The organism is Terrihabitans rhizophilus (genome assembly GCF_033898525.1).
In the GTDB taxonomy this organism is placed as follows: Bacteria; Pseudomonadota; Alphaproteobacteria; order Rhizobiales; family Methylopilaceae; genus Flaviflagellibacter; species Flaviflagellibacter rhizophilus.
Genome location: NZ_JAXAFJ010000003.1, coordinates 207313 through 229088 on the forward strand (window position 1 = coordinate 207313; position 21776 = coordinate 229088).

General features: G+C 65.8%; 9 protein-coding genes. 6 read left to right on the forward strand and 3 right to left on the reverse strand.

From position 1 onward, the window contains the following. Both SCD90_RS07305 and SCD90_RS07310 read left to right on the forward strand, forming a co-directional pair. Complete coding sequence (locus SCD90_RS07305) at nucleotides 1–2700, forward strand: molybdopterin-dependent oxidoreductase (protein WP_319843992.1); 2700 nt, start codon at nucleotides 1–3, stop codon at nucleotides 2698–2700. Next, entirely contained in the window at nucleotides 2697–2954 is a 258-nt protein-coding gene (locus tag SCD90_RS07310; RefSeq protein WP_319843993.1) for a hypothetical protein, read from the forward strand. The genes SCD90_RS07305 and SCD90_RS07310 overlap by 4 nt, the downstream gene beginning before the upstream one ends. A gap of 6 nt (nucleotides 2955–2960) precedes the next feature. Here SCD90_RS07310 and SCD90_RS07315 read toward each other — a convergent pair whose 3' ends face one another. The 3 genes from SCD90_RS07315 to SCD90_RS07325 form a co-directional block, all read right to left on the reverse strand. Next, nucleotides 2961–4733 (reverse strand): ABC transporter permease, encoded by a 1773-nt coding sequence (locus tag SCD90_RS07315; RefSeq protein WP_319843994.1) that lies wholly within the window; start codon nucleotides 4731–4733, stop codon nucleotides 2961–2963. Nucleotides 4734–4775: 42 nt separating this feature from the next. Beyond that, the gene (locus SCD90_RS07320) at nucleotides 4776–5756 is read right to left on the reverse strand and encodes an extracellular solute-binding protein (RefSeq protein WP_319843995.1); all 981 of its coding nucleotides are present in this window, start codon (nucleotides 5754–5756) and stop codon (nucleotides 4776–4778) included. 215 nt (nucleotides 5757–5971) lie between these two features. Continuing rightward, complete coding sequence (locus tag SCD90_RS07325) at nucleotides 5972–7048, reverse strand: ABC transporter ATP-binding protein (protein ID WP_319843996.1); 1077 nt, start codon at nucleotides 7046–7048, stop codon at nucleotides 5972–5974. Between the two features lie 353 nt (nucleotides 7049–7401). On the opposite strand from SCD90_RS07325, the gene SCD90_RS07330 reads away from it, so the two are divergent. The 4 genes from SCD90_RS07330 to SCD90_RS07345 all read left to right on the forward strand — a co-directional run bounded on the left by SCD90_RS07330 (nucleotide 7402) and on the right by SCD90_RS07345 (nucleotide 21766). Beyond that, nucleotides 7402–8067, forward strand: coding sequence for a response regulator transcription factor (locus SCD90_RS07330; protein WP_319843997.1), 666 nt, complete (start codon nucleotides 7402–7404; stop codon nucleotides 8065–8067). Nucleotides 8068–8346: 279 nt separating this feature from the next. After that, nucleotides 8347–17775 carry a peroxidase family protein gene (locus SCD90_RS07335; protein ID WP_319843998.1) on the forward strand — a complete coding sequence of 3143 codons (9429 nt, stop codon included), beginning with the start codon at nucleotides 8347–8349 and terminating at the stop codon, nucleotides 17773–17775. 77 nt (nucleotides 17776–17852) lie between these two features. Beyond that, entirely contained in the window at nucleotides 17853–19595 is a 1743-nt protein-coding gene (locus SCD90_RS07340) for a type I secretion system permease/ATPase (protein WP_319843999.1), read from the forward strand. Then, nucleotides 19592–21766: a calcium-binding protein gene (locus SCD90_RS07345; protein ID WP_319844000.1), complete on the forward strand. Its 2175-nt coding sequence runs from the start codon at nucleotides 19592–19594 to the stop codon at nucleotides 21764–21766. Before SCD90_RS07340 ends, SCD90_RS07345 begins: the two co-directional genes overlap by 4 nt. Nucleotides 21767–21776 lie beyond the last annotated feature (10 nt).

Here is a 21776-nt window from a genome sequence, read left to right on the forward strand (position 1 = left end):
ATGACCGCGCACGCCGCGCCGGGAGATCCGGTCCGCACCACCTGCCCATATTGCGGCACCGGCTGCGGCGTGCTCGGCGGTCCTGCCGTGGCGACACCCGGCGACACCGATCATCCGACGAACTTCGGAAGGGTCTGCGCCAAGGGATCGGCGCTGGGCGAAACGCTGGGGCTAGAAAATCGCCTGCTGCACCCGGCGGTGGACGGTGTGCGGACGGACATGGCCCGCGCGCTCGATCGCGTGGCTTCGCGCTTCGCCGAGACCATCGTCGAGCACGGCCCCGACAGCGTGGCCTTCTACGTCTCGGGCCAGTTGCTGACCGAGGACTATTACGTCGCCAACAAGCTGATGAAGGGCTTCATCGGCTCCGGCAATATCGACACCAATTCGCGGCTCTGCATGAGTTCGTCGGTCGCCGGGCACAAGCGCGCCTTCGGCGAGGATCTCGTGCCTTGCTGCTATGAGGATCTGGACGAGGCGGACCTGATCGTCCTGGTCGGCTCCAACGCCGCATGGTGCCATCCCATCCTGTTCCGCCGCATGGTGGATGCACGCGCCCGCCGCGGCACCCGCATCATCTGCGTGGATCCGCGCCGCACCGCCTCGGCGGCCGATGCCGACCTGTTCCTCGGCCTGAAGCCGGGTACCGACGTGGCGCTGTTCAACGGGCTGCTGGCCTTTCTCGCCCGGGACGGCAAGGTCGATGAGGGCTTCGTCGCCGCGTCCACCGCCGGCTTCTCCGAAGCTCTCGATGCCGCCTGGAAGGATGGCGATGTCGCCTCCGTAGCGGCGATCTGCGACGTGGCTCTGGACGACATCGAGGCCTTCTACCGTGCCTTTGCCGACACCGAGCGGGTCGTCACCGTCTATTCCCAAGGCGTGAACCAGTCTTCGCGCGGCACCGACAAGGTCAACGCGATCATCAATTGCCATCTTGCGACAGGCCGCATCGGGCGCGCAGGCATGGGGCCGTTTTCCTTCACCGGCCAGCCCAACGCCATGGGCGGGCGTGAGGTCGGCGGCCTCGCCAACCAGCTTGCCGCGCATATGGCGTTCGAGAACCCGGACGACAGGGATCGTGTCCGCCGGTTCTGGAACGCGCCGCGCCTCGCTACCGGCAAGGGCCTGAACGCCGTCGAGATGTTCGAGGCGGTCGGGGCCGGCCGCATCAAGGCGCTCTGGGTCATGGGCACCAACCCCGCCGCCAGCATGCCGGATGCGAACCGCGTGCGCGCGGCCTTGCGTGCGTGTCCGTTCCTCGTCGTGTCGGACTGCGTGCCCGATACCGACACCCTGCGCCACGCTCATGTGGCGCTGCCGGCTGCCGCATGGGGGGAAAAGGACGGCACGGTCACGAATTCGGAGCGCCGCATCTCGCGCCAGCGCGCCTTCATGCCGCTGCCGGGCGAGGCCAAACCGGACTGGTGGATGATCAGCGAAGTGGCGCGGCGCCTCGGCCATGCGGAGGCCTTCGCCTACCGTGGCCCGGCGGACATCTTCCGCGAACATGCCGCACTGTCGGCGTTCGAGAACACCGGCGGGCGCGTCTTCGACATCGGCGGCCTCGCTGATATCGCCGACGCCGGGTACGAGGCGCTGCGCCCCGTGCAGTGGCCGGTCGTGTCGGGGGCTCGTCACGGCACCCCGCGGCTCTTGGGGGACGGGCGCTTTCCCACAGCAGACGGCCGCGCCCGTCTCGTCCCGGTGCGGCAGCAGGCGCCTGCCAACCCGGTCAGCCATGACCAACCGGTGATGCTCAACACAGGCCGCGTACGGGACCAGTGGCACACGATGACGCGCACCGGCGAGGTGCCTCGGCTGATGTCCGCGACTGCCGAGCCTGTGCTCGATGTCAGCCCTGCGGATGCAGCCATGTTCGGGGTCACGGAGGGTGGGCTGGCGGAGGTCCGGAGCCTCTGGGGCCGCGCTCTGGGCCGGGTCAGGATCACGGATCAACAGCGCACGGGTGAGGTGTTCCTGCCCATGCACTGGACGGACGCATTCGCCTCCCGTGCCTCGGCCGGGCGGGTGTGCAATCCGGCCTGCGACCCAGTCTCCGGCCAGCCCGAGCTGAAGCACACGCCGGCTGCCATTGCGCCCTTTCCGATGCGCTGGGAGGGGCTTTTCCTCTCCAGGCACCGGCGGCGGCTGAAAGCCCTGGGCTACTGGGCGCGGAGCGCGGTCGCCGGTGGTTATCTCTATCGCCTTGGCGGGACGGAGCCGCTGGATGAGGGGAGAGCCCTCGCTCAGGAATTGCTGGGCGGTGGCGAGGACAGCCTTCGTCTGGAAGACCGCCAGCGCGGCGTCTTCCGATCCGCACGGCTGGACTCTGGGGGTCGGCTTTCAGAGGTCCTGATCATGGGGCCTTCCGGGGCCGTGCCCGATGCCCGCTGGCTCGTTGCATTGTTCGCAGGGAGCGAGCCGCTGACCGAGCCCGACCGCCGCTCGCTGCTGGCCGCGCGCCCGGCGCTGCCACAGGCGCCGGAGGGCCGCATCGTCTGCTCGTGCTTCGGCGTCGGCGAGGCGCGCATCGCGCGCACCTTGCGGGAGGAAGGCGTCACGGACGAACGCGCGCTTGGGCTCCTTCTTGCATGCGGCACCAATTGCGGCTCCTGCCTGCCCGAACTGCGCGCGCTCGTTGCGCAGCATGGGGGCCGGGAGCCTTCCACCAGCGCCTTGCTTGCGGAGGAGGCCCTATGACGAACGAGCCCGATTTCCTGCGAGGGCAGCCTGCCGCCGGCTTCCACCGCCAGCTGTTACGCGCGCGGGAGGCAATGATCGTGTTCTTCTGCACCGAGGATTGGCACGATGTCGAAGTCTTGCTGCCGAAACGGCTGACCGACGGGACTTCGGCATGCGGATTGCTCAAGCGGCGGCGGCTGAATGGAGCCTGGGACTATCGTCGGATGACGGCCACGGAGGAGCACGTCTACCGGGTCGAGCGGGACCGCTGAACCGGATCAGCGGGATCCCAAGGCATCGAGCCCGGGCACGACCGGATCATGCAGACCGCCGCTGGCCGGCGCTTCCGCGCTGCGCCTCCCCGGAACGCGCGGAATCGCGGTGGAGCCGACACGCGACAGCAGTACCACCGGCACGATTCCGATCAGCACGATGAGGAGGGCGGCGATGGATCCCTCTTCGTATGTGCCCCGCGCCGCCTCGCCATACAGATAGGTGGCGAGGGTGTCGAAGTTCAGCGGCCTGAGCAGGAGCGTCGCCGGCAGTTCCTTCATGCAGTCCACGAAGACCAGAAGCCCGGTGGCGGCGATTGCGGTGCGCGACAGCGGCAGGTGCACGCGGCGGAGCGCCGCCGTCGGTGCGTGGCCGAGCATGCGGGCGGCGTGATCCAGCGACGGCGAGATCCGGCTGAACCCAGCCTCGATCCCTCCGGTTGAGATGGCCATGAAACGGGCGGCATAGCCCATGATGAGGGCCGCGCCGCCGCCGAGAAGCAGGAGGCCTGTCGAGATGCCGAACACGGCCTCTGCGGTATCCGCAATCAGGACATCGGCAAGGCCCACCGGCGCCAGCAGTCCGATGGCGAGCACCGTGCCCGGCACAGCATAGCCCAGCGTCGAGGCACGTGCTGCGGCGATGCCTGTGCGTCCCGTTCCAAGACGCGCGGAATAGGCGACGGCAAGTCCGCAGGCCAGCACGAAGAGGGTGGCGATGGCGGAGACCGTGACCGTGTTCAGGATCTGCCGGATCATGGCCTCGGAAATGCCGGCGAAGCTGAATCTGGCATAGGCTCCGTGGACGAGATAAGCCGCGGGCGCCGCGAAGCCGAGCGCCACCGGCGTGGCACAGAACAGCAGGGCTCCGGCCGCCTGCAGCCCCGTGAGCCGGACCGGCTGCAGGGGGAGCGGCCTCTGCGCCGTGGCGGCGAAGCGCTGTTCGCGGCGGGCCCAGCGCTCAAGTGCCAGCAAGCCCACTATGATCAGCAGCATGACGAGCGAGATCTGCGCCGCACCCGGCAGGTCCGAGCGGCTGACCCATGTCGAGTAGATGGACACGGTCAGCGTACGCACGCCGAGGAATTCCGAGGCGCCGATATCGTTGAGCGCCTCCATCAGCGCCAGGCTCATGCCAACCACGATGGCCGGGCGGGCCAGGGGAACGGCCACGCGGCGGAACACGGCGCCCCGCCTCGTGCCCAATGTGCGCGACACCTCGATGAGGTTCGCCGCCTGCGTCAGGAACATGGCCCGCGTGGTCAGGTAGACATAGGGGTAAAGCACGAGGCCGAGCAGCAGGATGCATCCCGTCATGGACCTGATGTCGGGCAGGCGGAAGTCACGCGGGCTCGCATAGCCCAGCAGGTCGCGCAGGGTGGTCTGGACGATCCCGACCGGGTGCAGGATATCGAGATAGGCGTAGGCGATGATGTAGGTGGGAACCGACAGGGGCAGCAGCAGCGCCCATTGCAGGCTGCGCCGGCCCGGGAAATCATAAGCCGTCACCAGCCAGGCCGTGCCCGTGCCGATGGTGCAGACCAGCACGCCGACGCCGGCCAGCAGGATCAGGGTGTCGCGAGCCGCGCTTGGCAGCACATTGGCGATCACATGCCCCCAGAGGCCCTGGCTGCCCCCGGCTGCGATCAGCACGAGCGACAGGATCGGCAGGCAGACGAGAGCCGCCACCAGCACGGAGCCGGCGAGCCAGGCACGATCTCCCGCGAACCCCCTGAGGAGCCGCCTGCGTGTAACCTTGTCCTGCAATGCAATCGTCATCGGGAGATGTGGAGCGGCGCTGGCACCGCTCCGTCCGCCTTGTCAGTTGTCGAAGCCGACCTTTTCAGCCAGCTGGCTCGCCGTCTTGCGGAAGCCGGCGCTCTTCGCCAGGTCCACATTGTCCGCCTTCAGGGTGCCGAACTCCGCGATGAGCGGATCGACGCTCGCCTTGGCATTCACCGGATACTCGTAGTTCGCCTCGGCGTAGATCTTCTGCGCCTCGCCGGACACCAGGTATTCCAGGAACTTCACGGCATCCGCCTTGTTGGGCGCGTTCTTCGCGACAGCGGCGCCGCTGATGTTCACCTGCGTTCCGCCGTCCTTGAAGGTGGGCAGGACCATCTTGATGGCTTCCGCCCACTTCTGCTGCTCAGGACCGCCCCGGCCGCTGCGCATCAGACCGACATAATAGGAGTTGGCGATGCCGATCTCGCACAGGCCGCCCATGATGTCGCGGGCCACATCGCGGTCGCCGCCGCCGGCCTTGCGCGCCAGATTGGCCTTCACGCCCTTCAGCCAGGTTTCGGTGGCCTCTTCGCCGTGATGGGCGATGTACGACGCGGTCAGGGCCACATTGTAGGGGTGCTGGCCCGAGCGGATGCAGACCTTGCCCTTCCACTCCGGATCGGCGAGCTGCTCATAGGTGAAGCTGGAGATGTCGAGGTCGCGCTTCACGTAGAGCGCACGGGCGCGCAGCGACAGGGCGAACCAGTTGCCGGCCGGATCACGCAGATTGGCCGGGATCGCGTCCGCGAGGGCAGCGGATTCGACGGGCTGGGTAAGTCCCTGTTCGACAAGCTGGATGAGCTTGCCGGAATCCACCTCCATCAGCACGTCGGCCGGGGAACGGGAGCCTTCGGCCGCAACCCGCTCGGCGAGGCCATCCTTCAAGAAGATGGTGTTGATCTTGACGCCGCTCGCCTGCGTGAAGCCGTCGATCAGGGGCTTCATCAGACCGGGCTCGCGGGTCGTGTAGAGGTTCAGTTCGGCGGCCATGGCACCGGTGCCGCCCAGGATGAACATGGCCGCTCCAAGAAGGGCGGGCCGCAGTGCTGCTGACGAGATCAATGAACCATCCTCCCAGATGATCTGGCGCAATTGAAGATGCTGCCAAGGAACGGCCGGAGGAACCACGTTTCCGTGCTCAGGTAAACGCTTCTCGATGCGCGGGTTCGCTGATTATAATTGTTATAATTCAAGGAAAGCGGAGATTGTGTTGGCCTTTACACAGGCGTTCTTCAGAAGATGAGTACATTTGCGGATGTCAGCTGCACCGTCGCTGCATCGCCGGGCCGGAGGCTGCAACGTACCGTGGAGCGGACCCGCAGGGGCTCGGGCACGCCTGAAGCGAGCAGGCGGACTTCCTCGATCTCGCCCATGAGGATGATGTCGAGCACCCGGCATTCGAGGCCCTGCGCATGCTCGTCGGAAATGCGCAGGCTGTGCGGCCGGATATGTGCGGTTGCCCGGGCGCCCTCCGCCAGGTCCGGCGCGGCGAACCGCCCGAGCGGCGTCTCCAGGAAGCCCTGGCTGCAGGTGCCGGGGATCTTGTTGAAGCTGCAGAAGAACTCCGCTGCATAGGCATTCCGGGGCCGATCGTACAATTCGCGCCCTGAACCTTCCTGCACAACGCTGCCCCCGCGCATGAGGACGACCCTGTCGCCGGAGGACAGCGCCTCTTCCGGATCATGCGTCACCATCAGCACCGTGGTGCCAAGTTCCCGCAGCACCCCAAGCGTTTCCGTGCGCAGGCCGTCGCGCAGGCCGCGGTCGAGATTTGAGAACGGCTCGTCCATCAGGAGGATGCGCGGCTGAGGGGCAAGGGCGCGGGCCAGCGCCACGCGCTGCTGCTCGCCACCGGACAGCATGTGCGGAAAACGCCCGGCGAGATGGGGGATGCCGAGCAGGCCGATGACCTCCTCGGCGCGTGCGGCGGCCCGTGCCTTGTCCAGTCGAGCGAGGCCGAACCGCACATTGTCCGTGACGCTGAGATGCGGGAACAGCGCATAGTCCTGGAACATGAACCCGATGCGCCGGTCCTCCGGCTCGACATGGCTGCGCGGGCCGGCGATCTCCTCGCCATCCAGAAGGATGCGTCCGCGATCCGGCCGGTCGACACCGGCAACGAGCCGCAGCAGCGATGATTTTCCGCAGCCGGAATGGCCGACAAGGCAGATGATCTCGCCACGTGCGACCGTGAGGGAAACATCGTCGACTGCCGCCACATCTCCGAAGCGGCGGCTTAGGCGCTCCACGACAAGATAGGAGACATCGGAGCCGGACGCCCCCTGCTTCACACCGCCCTGCTGGTCCACCTGCCGGCTCCTGTTCCCGATCTCGGATCTTGCGAGTGCCTCTATAGATCGGTGACGGCGTCGGCGCGTGAAAATCATCGGGGCCGGCGTTCAGGCGACGCGGCGGTCCCGATCCTGGATCCTTGCCAGCATCCTGCGCGTGCAGAGCTGCGGGATGATCAACCTCCCGGCGCGCCGCGCGAACGTCATCTGCCTGAACGGTCGGGAGTCCGGCGTGGAATCGGATTGTGCACTCTTAACCAATGTTAACCACGCAATGAGTCACAAAAGATTCATATTTACGCGATCCGGGATCGGATCTAGCGTTGGTTGCATAAGAATGCGGCAACACCATAATGGGGAGGGTTGCACAAATGCTAGAGGCGTCGGTCGCGCTGTTCGACGGGCAGCCACTTTTCCTGCACGGTCTTAGGAACGTCCTTGCCGCCGACATTCGCTTGTCGATTGTCGCCACTGGCGGATCCGCCGCAGATGCAGTGGCGCTTTCGCGTCTCCACGAGCCTGATCTCGTCATCATGGAATTGATGATGGAGGGCGACGCCTTCTACGCCATCCGCGAGATCTGCGCCATCGCCAGCGTTCCGCGTGTAATTGTCTGCACCGCAAGCGCCAGTATCGACGACGCCGTGCGGGCACTGGAAGCCGGCGCAAGCGGCTACGTGCTGAAGGGCAGCACTCAGGGCGAAGTACTGACCGCGGTTGATAGCGTCCTGAGGGGCGAGACCTTCATCAACCAGTGCTTCGCCACCAAGGTCATCGCGGCCTTGCGCCAGGCAGCGATGCTGAAGGTGACGACGGAGAAGGCCCGGCTCAGCCTGCGGGAGCAGCAGATCGTCCAGCTCCTGCTGCGCGGCCGCACAAACCGGGAGATCGCGCAAAGTCTTTGCATCAGCGAGAAGACGGTGAAGCACTACATGACGGTGATCATGCAGAAGCTGCATGCGCGCAACCGGCTGGAGGTCGTCATCGCAGCCCAGCAGATGCAGGTAAGCGAAGCCTCGCAGCTTCCTCTGCACTAGCTCTATAGGCGGCCTGCAGAATAGGACGCCGCTGTTTTCAGCGGCTTTCCTGTGTGTGCCGGAGTTTCCGGCATTCGAGACCAAGGTCGGGTCTCTTCGTCCCACCACTCCCGGTTTCAGAGGTCGCAACACGCCATGCGACCGACGCCCCAGAAATCGCGCGACCTTGTGAGCTAACGAACGAGAACCGCTGTCGTCATCATCTCCTGGAAACGCCGGGACCATCGATCGTGATCTCCCGCCGTCATGCGCCAGTATTCGGCACGAGGGGAGAGGGCTATGGTCGACATCATCAAAGGGGATCTCGAGTTTATTCTTCGCCAGATCAAGATCTCCGAGGCCAACGCCGCCGGAACTCCCCTTGACCAGATCTATGTAGACCGAAACGGCAATGTCGTTTCTGCCGGAACGGCCGGCGCGCTGCTCGCCATCAGCGACCCTCTCGCGCCCTACGGGCTGCGCACCGTCGACGGCGGGTTCAACAATCTTGTGGAGGGACGCGAGCAATGGGGCGCTGCCGACGGCTCATTCCCGCGCCTGACCGACCCTTTCTGGCGCAACGAGAACGATGACAGCATCACCTTCGGGGCCGGAAGTCCCGGCCAGGTGGTCTTCGCCGACGGCAATTACGGGGAGCATGGCGCTCCACCGCCGGCCTCGCAGGGGCTCGGTGGCGGCACGGTCGTCGATGCCGATCCCCGCCTCATCTCGAACCTGATCGTAGACCAGACGCTGGGCAATCCCGCCGTGATCTACGCCGCACTGGTTCACGCCGGCGCCGCGCCGGCCGCGATCCTGCCCGCGATTGCGCAGATCCAGGTCGCGTACGAGCAGGCGATGGCGGACTATCGCACCGCCAATCCCGGCGCCACCGCGCTGCAGAGCATGGCTTTCGCAAGCGAGGCGCCCACGGTCGACGCGCTGCTGACCACCCACGGCATCGAGATGGACGGCACATCCGTCATGCTGCCGAACGTTGCGCCGGACGAGGGACTGTCGGCTTCGTTCAATTCCTGGTTCACGCTGTTCGGCCAGTTCTTCGACCACGGTCTGGATCTTGTTGCCAAGGAGAAGAACGGCACCGTCTACATCCCGCTCAGCGTGGACGACCCGCTCTACAATCCCGCGAGCCCGCACACGAATTTCATGGTGCTGACGCGCTCCACGACGGGGGCTGCAAACCTCACGACCCCATGGGTCGACCAGAACCAGACCTATTCCTCCAATGCCTCCAAGCAGCTCTTCATGCGGGAGTATGAACTCGACGCGCAAGGCAGGCCCGTCGCCACAGGGCGCCTGCTCTCGGGCGCCGATGGCGGGCTGGCCACCTGGGCCGACGTCAAGGAGCAGGCGGCCGAGAAGCTCGGCGTCCTGCTGACCGATGCGGATATCGGCTCCGTGCCGCTGTTCGTCATGGACGATTACGGACGCTTCGTTCCCGGTGCGAACGGGATGCCCCAGCTCGTGGTCGGGCTCGGACCCGATGGCATGTTCGGCGGCGGTGATGATGTCTTCGTCGCAGGGAATCTCGCGGCTCCGATCAGTCCCAGCGCGCTGGGAGCGGTGCGCACCGGCCATGCCTTCCTCGACGACATTGCCCACGCGGCAGTTCCGGTCGTCACCGGCGGCGTGCTGCAGCAGGACGGCGACACCGCGCTCGGCTACGCCAATGCCGACGGCTCAGCCGGCCCGCTCAATGCGCGGGGCACGGGGACCGCGTACGACAACGAGATGCTGGACCGCCACTTCATCACGGGCGACGGACGCGGCAACGAGAATATCGGCTTGACGGCCGTCCACCACGTCTTCCATTCCGAGCACAACGGCATGATCGACCAGATCAAGCAGAAGGTGCTGGCGTCCGGAGACCTCGACTTCATCAATGAATGGCTGGACGTGCCGCTGGCGGCGCTGCCGACGGCCGGAGCCACGCTGGACTGGAACGGCGAGCGCCTCTTCCAGACGGCCCGCTTCACCACCGAAATGCAGTATCAGCACCTCGTCTTCGAGGAGTTCGCCCGCAAGATCCAGCCGGACGTCGACGTCTTCGTCTTCAACCCGTCGACGGACATCAACCCGGCCATCTTCGCCGAGTTCGCGCATGTCGTGTACCGCTTCGGCCACTCCATGCTGAACGAGAGTGTGGATCGGGTGCTGGACGACGGCAGCAGGGCGGATCTCGATCTGTTCGACGCCTTCCTGAACCCGATCGAATTTGGCGGGCAGGTCACGACCTCGTCCGGCACGTTTACGCTCGACCATGATCAGGCGACCGGCGCGGTGATCCGCGGCATGACCTCCCAGGTCGGCAACGAGATCGACGAATTCGTCACCGACGTCCTGCGCAACCAATTGCTTGGCATCCCGCTCGATCTGGCGGCCCTCAACATCGCACGCGGGCGTGAGGCCGGCATCCCGCCGCTCAACCTGGCGCGCGAGCAGTTCAAGGAGATCGCGAACGGCGACACACAGCTCGATCCCTATACAAGCTGGATGGATTTCGCGCTCAACCTGAAGAACCCGGCCTCGGTCGTGAACTTCATCGCGGCTTACGGAACGCACGAGACGATCACCTCCGCCAGCACGCCCGAGGCGAAGCGCGATGCGGCCTGGAACCTCGTCTTCGGGCATGCATCTCTCGACGAGATGGACCGCCAGAACTTCCTGAATGCGCGCGGCCAGTACGCGGCCATCGAGACAACCGGCCCGCTCGCCGGCTACTCGCTGCTCGGCGGTCTCAATCTTGTCGATCTGTGGGTGGGTGGCCTGGCCGAGAAGAAGATGGCCTTCGGCGGCATGCTGGGCTCCACCTTCTCGTTCGTCTTCGAACTGCAGATGGAGAACCTGCAGAACGCGGACCGCTTCTACTATCTGTCGCGCGTTCAGGGCCTCAATTTCCTGAACGAGCTGGAAAACAATTCTTTCGCCAAGATGCTGCTGAACAACACGGACCTCGGCGAGGAAGGTTATGCACTGCCCGGCGACGTCTTCTCTGTGCCGGACCATGTCCTCTACATGGACAAGAACGAACAGCAGAAGTTCGGCTATGTCGATCCCACGCAGGAAGATCCGTTCCTGCAGGCGATCTCGCCCATGATCGAGCGCCGCGACGCCAATACTGATGGCGTGGCCGAGTATATCCGCGTCAACAGCAACGACCATGTGCTGATCCAGGGCACCAACGGCAATGACCACATCATCGCCGGCGGCGGCGACGATTCCGTCTGGGGCCGCGATGGCAATGACCGCATCGAGGCCGGCTACGGCGTCGACAAGATCCATGGCGGGAAGGGCAACGACATCATCACCAATTCCGGCACGGACATAGGTGAGGTGGACATGCTGCACGGCGAGGACGGCAACGACGTCATCCACGGCGGCAGCGGACTAGCGCTGATCTTCGGCAACCAGGGATCCGACTTCATCATCACCGGGCCCGACGGAAAGGAAGCCTTCGGCGGAACCGACAACGACTTCATCATCGGTGGTGAGGGCGCGGACTTCCTGCTCGGCAATGAAGGTGACGACTGGATCGAGGGCGGCGGCGGTTTCGACACCACGGCGGGCGACAATTCGCAGCTGTTCTTCAATTCGCGGATCATCGGCCACGACGTGATGTTCGCGGGCTCGGACGAGCACGATTTCGACGCGGAGTCCGGCGACGACATCATGGTCCAGGGCGAAAGCGTCATGCGCAATGAGGGCATGCTTGGCTTCGACTGGGCCATCCACAAGGGCAACACGGTCGCGGCCAATGACGACCTGACCAAGCCCATCTTCACGACAGACGAGCAGGACATCCTGCGTGACCGTTTCGACGCGGTGGAGGCGCTGTCCGGATGGGACAGGAACGACGTTCTCCGGGGCGATGATCGGGGAGACGCAGCAACGGAGGCTGGCGGCGGTCTCGCGGGCGCCGAGAACACCATGACCGGGCACGAGCTCGATCAGGCTGGCATCGCGCGGATCAGGAACCTCTCCCAGATCGTCACGGCCGACTTGCTGGAGCAGGTCCAGTACGAGGCCGACGGCAGCGGCGACAGCAAGATGGCCTTTGTCGGCGGCAATGTGCTGCTGGGCGGCGGCGGCAGCGACACCATCCAGGGTCGTGGCGGCGACGACATCATCGACGGCGATCGCTGGCTGAACGTGCGTATCGCGGTGAAGGACGCATCCGGCGCAGTTCTGGGCTCGGCGGAAGGCATGACCGCGAAGGTCACCGGCCCGAATGGAGCCGATCTGTTCGGCGGCAAGCCGCTGCAGGCCCTGATGCTGGACGGCACCCTCCAGCCCGGCCAACTCGAGATCGTGCGCGAGATCCTCAAGGACGACGGTGTCGGCGACATCGACACGGCCGTCTACTGGGATGTGCGGGCCAATTACACGATCAGTCGTGGGCCGGATGGCTCCGTCATCGTCTCCCATACGGGCTTTGATACCGCCAACCGCCCTGTCGGCACGAACTTCGTGTCGGATGGCGTGGACCGCCTGCACAACATGGAGCGGCTGCAGTTCGCCGACCAGACCGTGACGCTCTCGCCGCCGAGCCTGCAACTCAATGGCTTCGACGTCGCTACGCGCAGCCTTGCGGACAACTTCAACACCGCCGCCTACACGAACAATGGTGGTAATACCAACTTCAAGACCGCCTGGACGGAGACGTTGGATGCGGGCGGCGCCACTGGCGGCAGCGTGAGGGTTGCCGGCGGTGTCCTGCAGTTCTCCCAGGGCAGTGTCGATGATGCCGCCGTGACGCGCCACGTCGATTTGTCCGGTGCCAGATCGGCCACGGTGACGTTTTCCGTCAACGACGCCAGTGTTGGCGGGCTGTTCTCTGGCGACAACGAGGAAATCTTCTTCGACTTCGCGGCGGATGGCGTGAACTTCGTCACCCTCCGCACCTTCGACGGCGGTAATGGCGGCAACATCACCGTCCAGCTACCGACGGGTGTTCCGTTCACCGACAACGCCGCCATCCGCTTCCGCGCGAACAACGCGCTCGACACGGGCGAGAGCTTCTCGATCGACAATCTGGCGATCACCGCCAATGTTTTCGTGCCAGCGAACCCGCCCTCCATCGACATCAACGCCGCCTATACCGAGAACGGAGCCGCGGCGGCCGTTGGTTCCGACCCGCGCATCGTTGAAGACAGCAACGGGATCGTTTCGGCCAGCGTGGTGCTGACGAACGCGAAGACCGGCGACCGCCTGTTCGTGCAGGGCAATCTGCCGAACGGCATCTCGGCCAACGTGAACACAACGGTCGCAGGGGTCATCACGCTGACGCTCTCGGGTACGGCCACGCCGGCAGCCTATGAGGCGGCCATCCAGGCCGTGCGTTTCGAGAACACGACGAACAATCCCGACACGGCTCCGCGCACCATCCAGGTGGCGGTCAGTGACGGCATGCTCGACAGCAATGTCGCAACGGCCACCGTCAATGTAACGGCGGTCAACGACCAGCCCGCGGTAAACAACGACACCGTCATCACCAATGTCGCGACGGGCTCGTTCGTCCTGCCGGAATGGGCCCTGCTGCGCAACGACAGCGACCCCGAGGGAGCTGCACTCGCCGTGACCGCCGTGAGCGCCTTCAACGGCCTGACGGTGACCCGCGCGAACGGGTCCCTGACCGTGACGGACACCGGGATAGCCGGAGGCAGCTTCACCTATACGGCGACCGATGGCTCGGGCGCCGCCAACGCAACCGACACGGGCGGCGTCACACTGACCCGCGACGCGACGGGCACCGTGGACGGCACCACTGCCGACAACATCCTCGTCGGCAATGATGCCGCCAGCACCTTCGATGCCGGCACGGGCAACGACATCGTCTTCGCCGGTGGCGGGAACGACACGGCGGTCTGGAACGCGGCGTCCCTCTTCGGCGCGACCATCTCGCAGGACGGCCGCGACTTCGTGGACGGCGGTGCGGGCACGGATGCCTTCGTCGTCAACGGCGACGGAACGGCGGAGGCCTTCGTGGTCCGCTCACGCGCCGCGGCGCTGGCAGACGGCATCGTGATTCAGCGGGAGGAGGCCGAGATCGTCATCACCCGAAATGGAGCGGTGATCGCCGAACTCGACAACATCGAGGAGATCACGGTCAACACCGGGCCGGGGGCCGATACGGTCACGACGCGCGGCAATTTCGATCCTACGAGCCTTGCGTTCAACACGATCCACATCAACGGATCGTCCGGGAACGACACCGTGGACATCACGGCGCTGCAATCTGCTCATCGCATCGTGCTGCGGACGAATGGCGGCAATGACACGATCGTCGGCACGCTGCGGCCGCAGGACGTGATCGAACTTCCGAACGGTCAGACGCTTGCGGACTACGCCCGCACCGTGAATGCCAATGGCACGACGACCTACACCAAGGGCACGCATTCGGTGACCTTGCAGGCGCCAGCCGCTGAGCCGGGCGAAGGCGGAGGTGGCGGCGGGCAGGGCGCGTTTGCGCTGACGGCCCGTGACCTGCAGGGCCTCAAGAACCTGGTCAACGGACGGAACGCATTCGACGGCGAAGACGATACGGAGGGCCATGCCGGCATCCGTGATCTGGAGGGCACCGGCAACAACACCGCAAACCCCGACTACGGCTCTGCGGACCAGCACTTCATCCGCCTGACGACGGCCCGCTACGGCGAGTTGAACGCGTCCGGCAACAACCGCGAGGTCAACCCCATCTTCGAGGGACTGGATGCGCGCGCCATCAGCAACCTGCTGGGCACGCAGGAAGCGGACCTGCCCAAGCAGGCCAATGACGCCAACATCTTCTTCATGGCGTTCGGCCAGTACTTCGATCACGGGCTGGACTTCGTACCGAAGAACTCTGTCTTCGGCACGATCGAGATCGGCGGTCCGGGCTCGCTTCGCGCCCCGGGAACGGACAATCCGGCGGACCTCACGCGGGCGGAAGTCGACGGGCTCGATGCCAACGGCATCCCGCAGCACGTCAACAAGACCTCGCCCTATGTGGACCAGAACCAGGCCTATGGCTCCAACGAACTGGTCGGCCAGTTCCTGCGCGAAAGCGATGGTGTTGGCGGTGTCGGGATGCGGCTGCTCGCGGGAGCGGACGATCCCTCCAGCCCCGGCTTCAAGCTGCTGCCCACGCTGCGCGAGATGATCCAGCATCACTGGGAGGCGAACACCGTCTTCCACGATGCATCGCTGCCAAACGGAGCGATCAGCTTCCACGATTACTACAGCAATTTCCCGATTTCCGAGACGGCGACGGGCAACCTCTTCGACGAGGCGACCGGCAGCTTCGATCCGGACGTGCTGAACGCGGCTGTGTCGAACTTCATGGGCAGCGGTTTCCCGCTGCTGCTCGACACCAATCCATTCGTCAGCCTGCTCGACCATTACGTGGCGGGCGACGGACGGGCCAATGAGAACTTCGCGCTGACGGCGATGCACACGGTCTGGGCCCGCAACCACAACTACCATGTGGAGAATCTGGTCGAAGCCGGGTTCGACGGCACCCCGGAAGAGGTGTTCCAGGCCGCCAAGATGATGAACGAGGCGGAGTATCAGCGGGTCGTCTTCGACGAGTTCGCGGATGCGCTTCTTGGTGGCATGCGCGGCCTCGGCACCCATGGCCATGACGGCTACAACCCGGATGTCGATGCGCGGATCTCCCATGAGTTCGCGTCCGCCGTGTACCGGGTCGGGCACTCCCTGATCGGCCAGACCATGACGGTTCTGGACGAGAACGGGCAGCCGAAGCAGGTGGCCTTGTTCGATGCGTTCCTGAACCCGAGCAACGATCCCTCGGTGTTCACCGGCACGCTGCCTCCGGGCTACGTGCCCCAGCCGGGCTATGCACAGCTGGGCGTGGGCTCGATCCTCGGCGGCATTGCCACCCAGCAGGCGGAAGAGGTGGACTTCAACATCGTCGACGCCGTGCGCAACGATCTCGTGCGCATCAACGCCGACCTGTTCTCCTTCAACGTGGCGCGTGGACGCGATGTCGGGCTCGGCACGCTCAACCAGGTCCGCGCCGACCTGAAGGCTTCGGGAAGTCCGTACATCAGGGAAGCCATCGGCTTCGCGGGGAACATGGACCCCTACGCCTCCTGGGAAGACTTCCAGGCCCGCAACGGTCTCAGCGCATCGGTCATCGCACAGATGAAGCAGGCCTATCCGGACCTTGTGCTGGATACGCCTGAGGAGATCGCCGATTTCGTGGCGGCCAATCCCAGCATTGCGCTGCTGGACGGGACGAACGGCGCCAAGATCGTCAAGGGGATCGACCGCGTGGATCTCTGGGTCGGTGGCCTTGCCGAGCAGCACATCAATGGCGGCATGGTCGGCCAGACCTTCTGGGTGGTGCTGCACGAACAGTTCGACCGTCTGCAGGAGGGCGATCGGTTCTACTACACCGACCGCTTCGACAACTTCGACTTCTACGAGGACTTCGTGGATGGGCAGGACTTTGCGGACATCATCGCCCGCAACACCGGCCTCACCAATCTGCCGGAGGACATCTTCAGCGCCGATCTCGACGATGACGGCCCAACGGGCGGCACGGACGATGAAGACGAGGATGAGGATGACGGTGACGGACCGCCCGTCGGCGGAGATGACGATGATGACACCGACGAAGATGAAGACGACGAAGATGACACGCCTCCGGTCGGTGGAGGCGAGGATGACGAAGACGACGACGAAGACGAAGATGATGACGATGGCAACGGTCAGGACGACGATGACGACGAAGTAGACGGTGGCGAGGACGACGACACAGACGGTCCCGGCACCGGCAATGGCGGCGGAACCGGCACGGGCACCACCCCGCCCGTTGTCGGCACCCCGGCAGCCGACGTGCTCGCCGGAACCGCAGCCGACGACAACCTGATCGGCTTCGGCGGCGACGACGTCATCATGGGCCATGCCGGTGCCGACGCAATCGTGGCCGGTGACGGCAACGACTTCGTCCATGGCGGCGAGGGTAGGGACGTCATCTCGGCTGGCCTGGGCGACGATCACGTCTTCGGCGGCGCAGGCGCCGACATGATCCATGGCGATGCCGGTGACGATCGCCTGTTCGGCGATGCCGGTGACGACCTGATCGATGCCGGGGCCGGCAACGACCTCGTAATGGGCGGCGCGGGCAACGACTTGCTGGTGGCGTCGAAGAACGATGGCGACGACACCTATTTCGGCGACGAGCCGAATGGCGGCGCGGGCGTGGACACGCTGGACATGTCGGCCGTCACCACCACGGCGAAGGTCGATCTCGGGACAGGCCTCGGCGGTCGCGGCAGCGCCTGGAGTTCGCAGACTGGCAGCGACACCCTGTGGGGCGTCGAGAACGTGGTCACGGGCTCCGGCGCGGACGACATCACAGCCAGCAATGCCGTCAACATCATGGACGGCGGCGCGGGTAATGACGTCTTCCGCTTCCTGAGCGCCGAAGCCGCCAACAACGACACCATCCTCAACTTCCAGGCCGGGGACGTCCTCGACCTGACCGGCATGGACGCGAACGCGGGCGTTGCCGGCAACCAGGCCTTCACCCTGGTAGCTGGGCCGAGCTTCACCGCGGCGGCGCAGTTGATGGTGTCCTATGAGACCCGCGCGGACGGCGACTACACCGTGGTGCAGGGCAATACCGGCGGCGACGCCGCGGCCGAGTTCAAGCTCAGCCTCAAGGGTACGCACGAGTTGGACGCAACCGACTTCAAGTTCTGATCGGTTGACGCAGACCCATCGAGGGGCCGGTCCCGCACCGGCCCCTCAACCGCCCCAGCAGCCACAAGAGACGTGCCATGCGCACCAACACGAAAGCCTCGCGAAAAGAGGACGCAGCGAAACTGATCACGGGCTTCCGCGGCGTCGTGCTCTTCCTCTTCCTGATCTCCGGCGTGATCAATGTGCTGGCGCTGACCGGCTCGTTTTACATGCTGCAGATCTACGACCGGGCGCTCGCCGCCGGCAGCGTGCCGACCTTGGTGGCGCTCTCCGTCATCGCCATCGGGCTCTACCTGTTCCAGGGCGTGTTCGACGTCATCCGCTCGCAGGTGCTGGTGCGCGTGGGTGCGCGGCTGGACAAGAAGATCGCGCCGCTGGCCCACAGCGTCGCCATCGACATGCCCCGGTTCGGCTTCTCGACCGCTGAGTCCCTGGAACGCGGGCGCGATGTGGATACCGTCCGCGGCTTTCTCGGCAGTCAGGCTCCCATCGCCTTGTTCGATCTGCCCTGGATCCCGATTTATCTCGCCTTCGTCTACCTGCTGCACCCCTTCCTCGGCGGGCTTACGCTGGCCGGAGCGGTGGTGCTGTCCGTCCTGACCCTCGTGACGGAGTTGATGACGCGCCGCCTGAACGCGGCAACCCTCAAGGCGGTCATCACGCGGTCCGCCATCGCGGATTCCAACGCCCGCAACGCCGACATCCTCAAGGCCATGGGTTTCGCCCATCGGGCCGTCGAGCGCTTCAACATCGCGAACGACGAGCACCTCGTTCTCCAGACGCGCACCAACGACATCACCGGCACGTTCGGCGCCATCGCGCGCGTGCTGCGGATGCTGCTGCAATCGGCGCTGCTGGGGCTCGGCGCATATCTGACGATCAAGGGCGAACTGTCGGCCGGCGCCATCATCGCCTGCTCCGTCGCGTCCTCGCGCGCGCTCGCCCCCATTGATCTTGCCATCGCGAACTGGAAGGGCGTGGTTGCCGCCCGCTCCGCGATGAAGCGGCTGCGGGAAACCGTCGTTGCGCTGGCAGGGGCCAAGCCTCCCATGCCGCTGCCCGCGCCGGTTTCTTCCCTGAAGGTCGAGCGCATCACGATTGCGGCGCCCGCCTCTGGCCGCGTGCTGCTGAGCGAAGTCGGCTTCGAGTTGAAGGCGGGCGATGGTCTCGGCGTCATCGGACCCAGCGGAGGTGGAAAGACCACCCTTGTGCGCGCTCTCACGGGGGTGTGGCCGGTGCTTCGCGGAAGCGTGCGCCTGGACGACGCGGAACTGGGCCAATGGAGCGACCAGGAGCTTGGGCGCTGGACCGGTTTTCTCCCGCAGGAGGTGGCCTTGCTCGACGCGACCATCGGCGAGAACATCGCGCGCTTCGAGGAAAGCCCGGACCCGCGCGCCATCGTCGCGGCGGCAAGAGGCGCCGGCGTGCATGAGATGATCGTGCGCCTGCCCGAAGGCTACATGACGCAGATCGGGCCGCAGGGCACGTCTTTGTCCGCCGGGCAGAGGCAGCGGATCGGCCTTGCCCGCGCCCTCTACAACGATCCGTTCCTGATCGTGCTCGACGAGCCAAATTCCAATCTGGACGGCGAAGGCGAGGCGGCGCTGACCCAGGCGATCCTCGGCGTGCGGCGCCGCGGCGGCATCGTCATCGTGGTGGCGCATCGGCCGAGCGCGCTGGCGGCTGTCGACCTCGTCGCCGTCGTGCAGGCCGGACGCCTCGCTGCCTTCGGACCGAAGGACGAGATCATTTCCTCTGTGAATGGCGCAGTCAGCGAGCCCGCGGCTGCGCGGCGAACTCAGATGAGGGTGCCAGCATGATCGGGATCAAGGCAACCAAGGCGCAGGACACCGGCCCCGCCTCCCTGCGCGAGCGCTACATCACCAAGGCTGCGGCCCTCTCGAAAGTGCCGATGCAGGTGGCCCTCCTTCTGGCGGCGTTTGTTCTGTACGTCCGCACGCTGGTGGCCGGAGAGCCGCCGGAGGCGCGCAGTGCGGAGGCAGGCCAGCCTGCCCCCGAGGACGAGCATGGGGTCCTAACCGCTGCGTCAGGCGGGCCGGCTCTCGTCCAACCGCCGGCCGAGGAGGACCGCGACGAGGAGGAGCCCTCCGCGCGCTCTGGCGGCGCCTATGTCGAGCACGAGGCACCAGCCTTCGTCATGCTCGACTCGCCTCCGATCTCCTTCCGCGCCGCGGAGGTTTCGGTGGCTCTTCGCAACGGATCGTTCGAGGTGAAGTCCCGGGCCGGCAACGACAATCTCGGGCTCGTCGGGTCCGGTGGCGGCGGCGGCACAGGTGGCAGTGATGCAGGACCAAGCGGCGACATGCCCGTTGCACCGGGCGTGGAGCCGGGGGAGGACGAGGATCCCGATCCACGCGCCGCCAACCGCGCCCCCAGATCCACCGGGACGGTTTATCTCGGCGATTTCTTCAGCGCACAGGCGACCTTCATCGCCTTCGCAAGCCTCCTGCTGAACGCGAGCGATGAAGACGGGGACAAGCTCTCGGTTGCCGGGCTTGCTGCATCCTCGGGTACGCTGAACCCGGTGCCGGGCGGCTGGCTCTACACGCCTGCGCAGGACGCAAGCGGCTTCGTCGAGTTCACCTACCGGGTGACGGACGGCCTGTCCGGCGTGCTGCATTCGGCCCAGCTCCGCCTCGTTCCGTACCACACTGTCGAGGGTACAGCCGGAGACGACGTGCTCCTCGGCACCGCCGCGGCGGACCACGTCTCCGGCGGCGACGGCGACGACAATGTGGATGCGCGCGAGGGCCACGACACTATCTGGGCGGGGAGCGGCGACGACCATGTGCTCGCGGGCCTCGGCAATGACGTGATTTCCGGCGGAGAGGGCCGGGACCTGATCTTCGGCGGCGCCGGCAATGACACGGTGTGGGCCGGGGCGGGCGATGACCGCGTCTTCGGCGAGGATGGCGACGACCTGCTCCATGGCGAAGCCGGCAATGACATGCTGGACGGCGCGGCGGGGCGCGACCTTCTCGATGGTGGCGACGGAGACGATCAGCTTGTCGGAGGCGACGGGGATGACGTGCTCCTGGGCCGCGCTGGCGCAGACATTCTGCAGGGCGGAGCGGGCGAGGATGTGCTCGACGGCGGCGAGGGTGCCGACAGGATGCTCGGAGGCGAGGGTGATGATGTGCTTGTCGCCAGCATGGACGGCGCAGCCGACCAGATCGACGGAGGGGCCGGAAAGGACAGCGCCGACATGTCGGCGGCCACGATGGGGATCGTGGTCGATCTGAGGTCCGGCACAGCGGTTAGTGTCGAGATCGGCGCCGATCTCCTCCACGATATCGAGGCGGTGTTCACCGGCAGCGGCAATGACAGCCTGACGGGAGACGAGGGTGGCAATCTTCTCTCGGCCGGGGCCGGCGATGACCTGCTCGATGGCGGGCTGGGTTCGGACACCCTGCTCGGCGGCACCGGGAACGACCGGCTGGTCGGAAGCGCCGACGCGGCGGATGACCTCTGTGACGGCGGCGAAGGCCATGACGTCATGGACTACTCCGCCACCTCGCAGGGCATCATCGTCGATCTTGTGACCGGCGAGGCCATGGGGGTCGAGATCGGCGCGGATCTTCTGAAAAGCATCGAGGAGGTCATCGGCGGCTCCGGCAACGACATCTTCGTCGTCAACGGCGATGCCGTGAACCTGAGCGGCGGCGGCGGTGAGGATCTCTACAGGTTCACCGGCGGAAGCAGCGGCTCGGGAACCAGCATCCACGACTTCGCGGTCGGAGACTGCATCCAGCTGCCCGGCTACCAGCTGACCCCGCAGGTCGCCGAGCTCTTCCAGGACATCTATGGCGAGCGCGATCGCAGCAGCGACCGCATCCGCTACCACAGCGAGCGGGTGAACGAACTCGAGCAGACCCGGATCGAGGCCGACCTCGATGGCGACACCTCATACGAGCTCGTCATCAACCTGGACGGTCATCATCTTCTTTTCATTTCCGAAAACCTGGCTTGAGGAGGTCGAC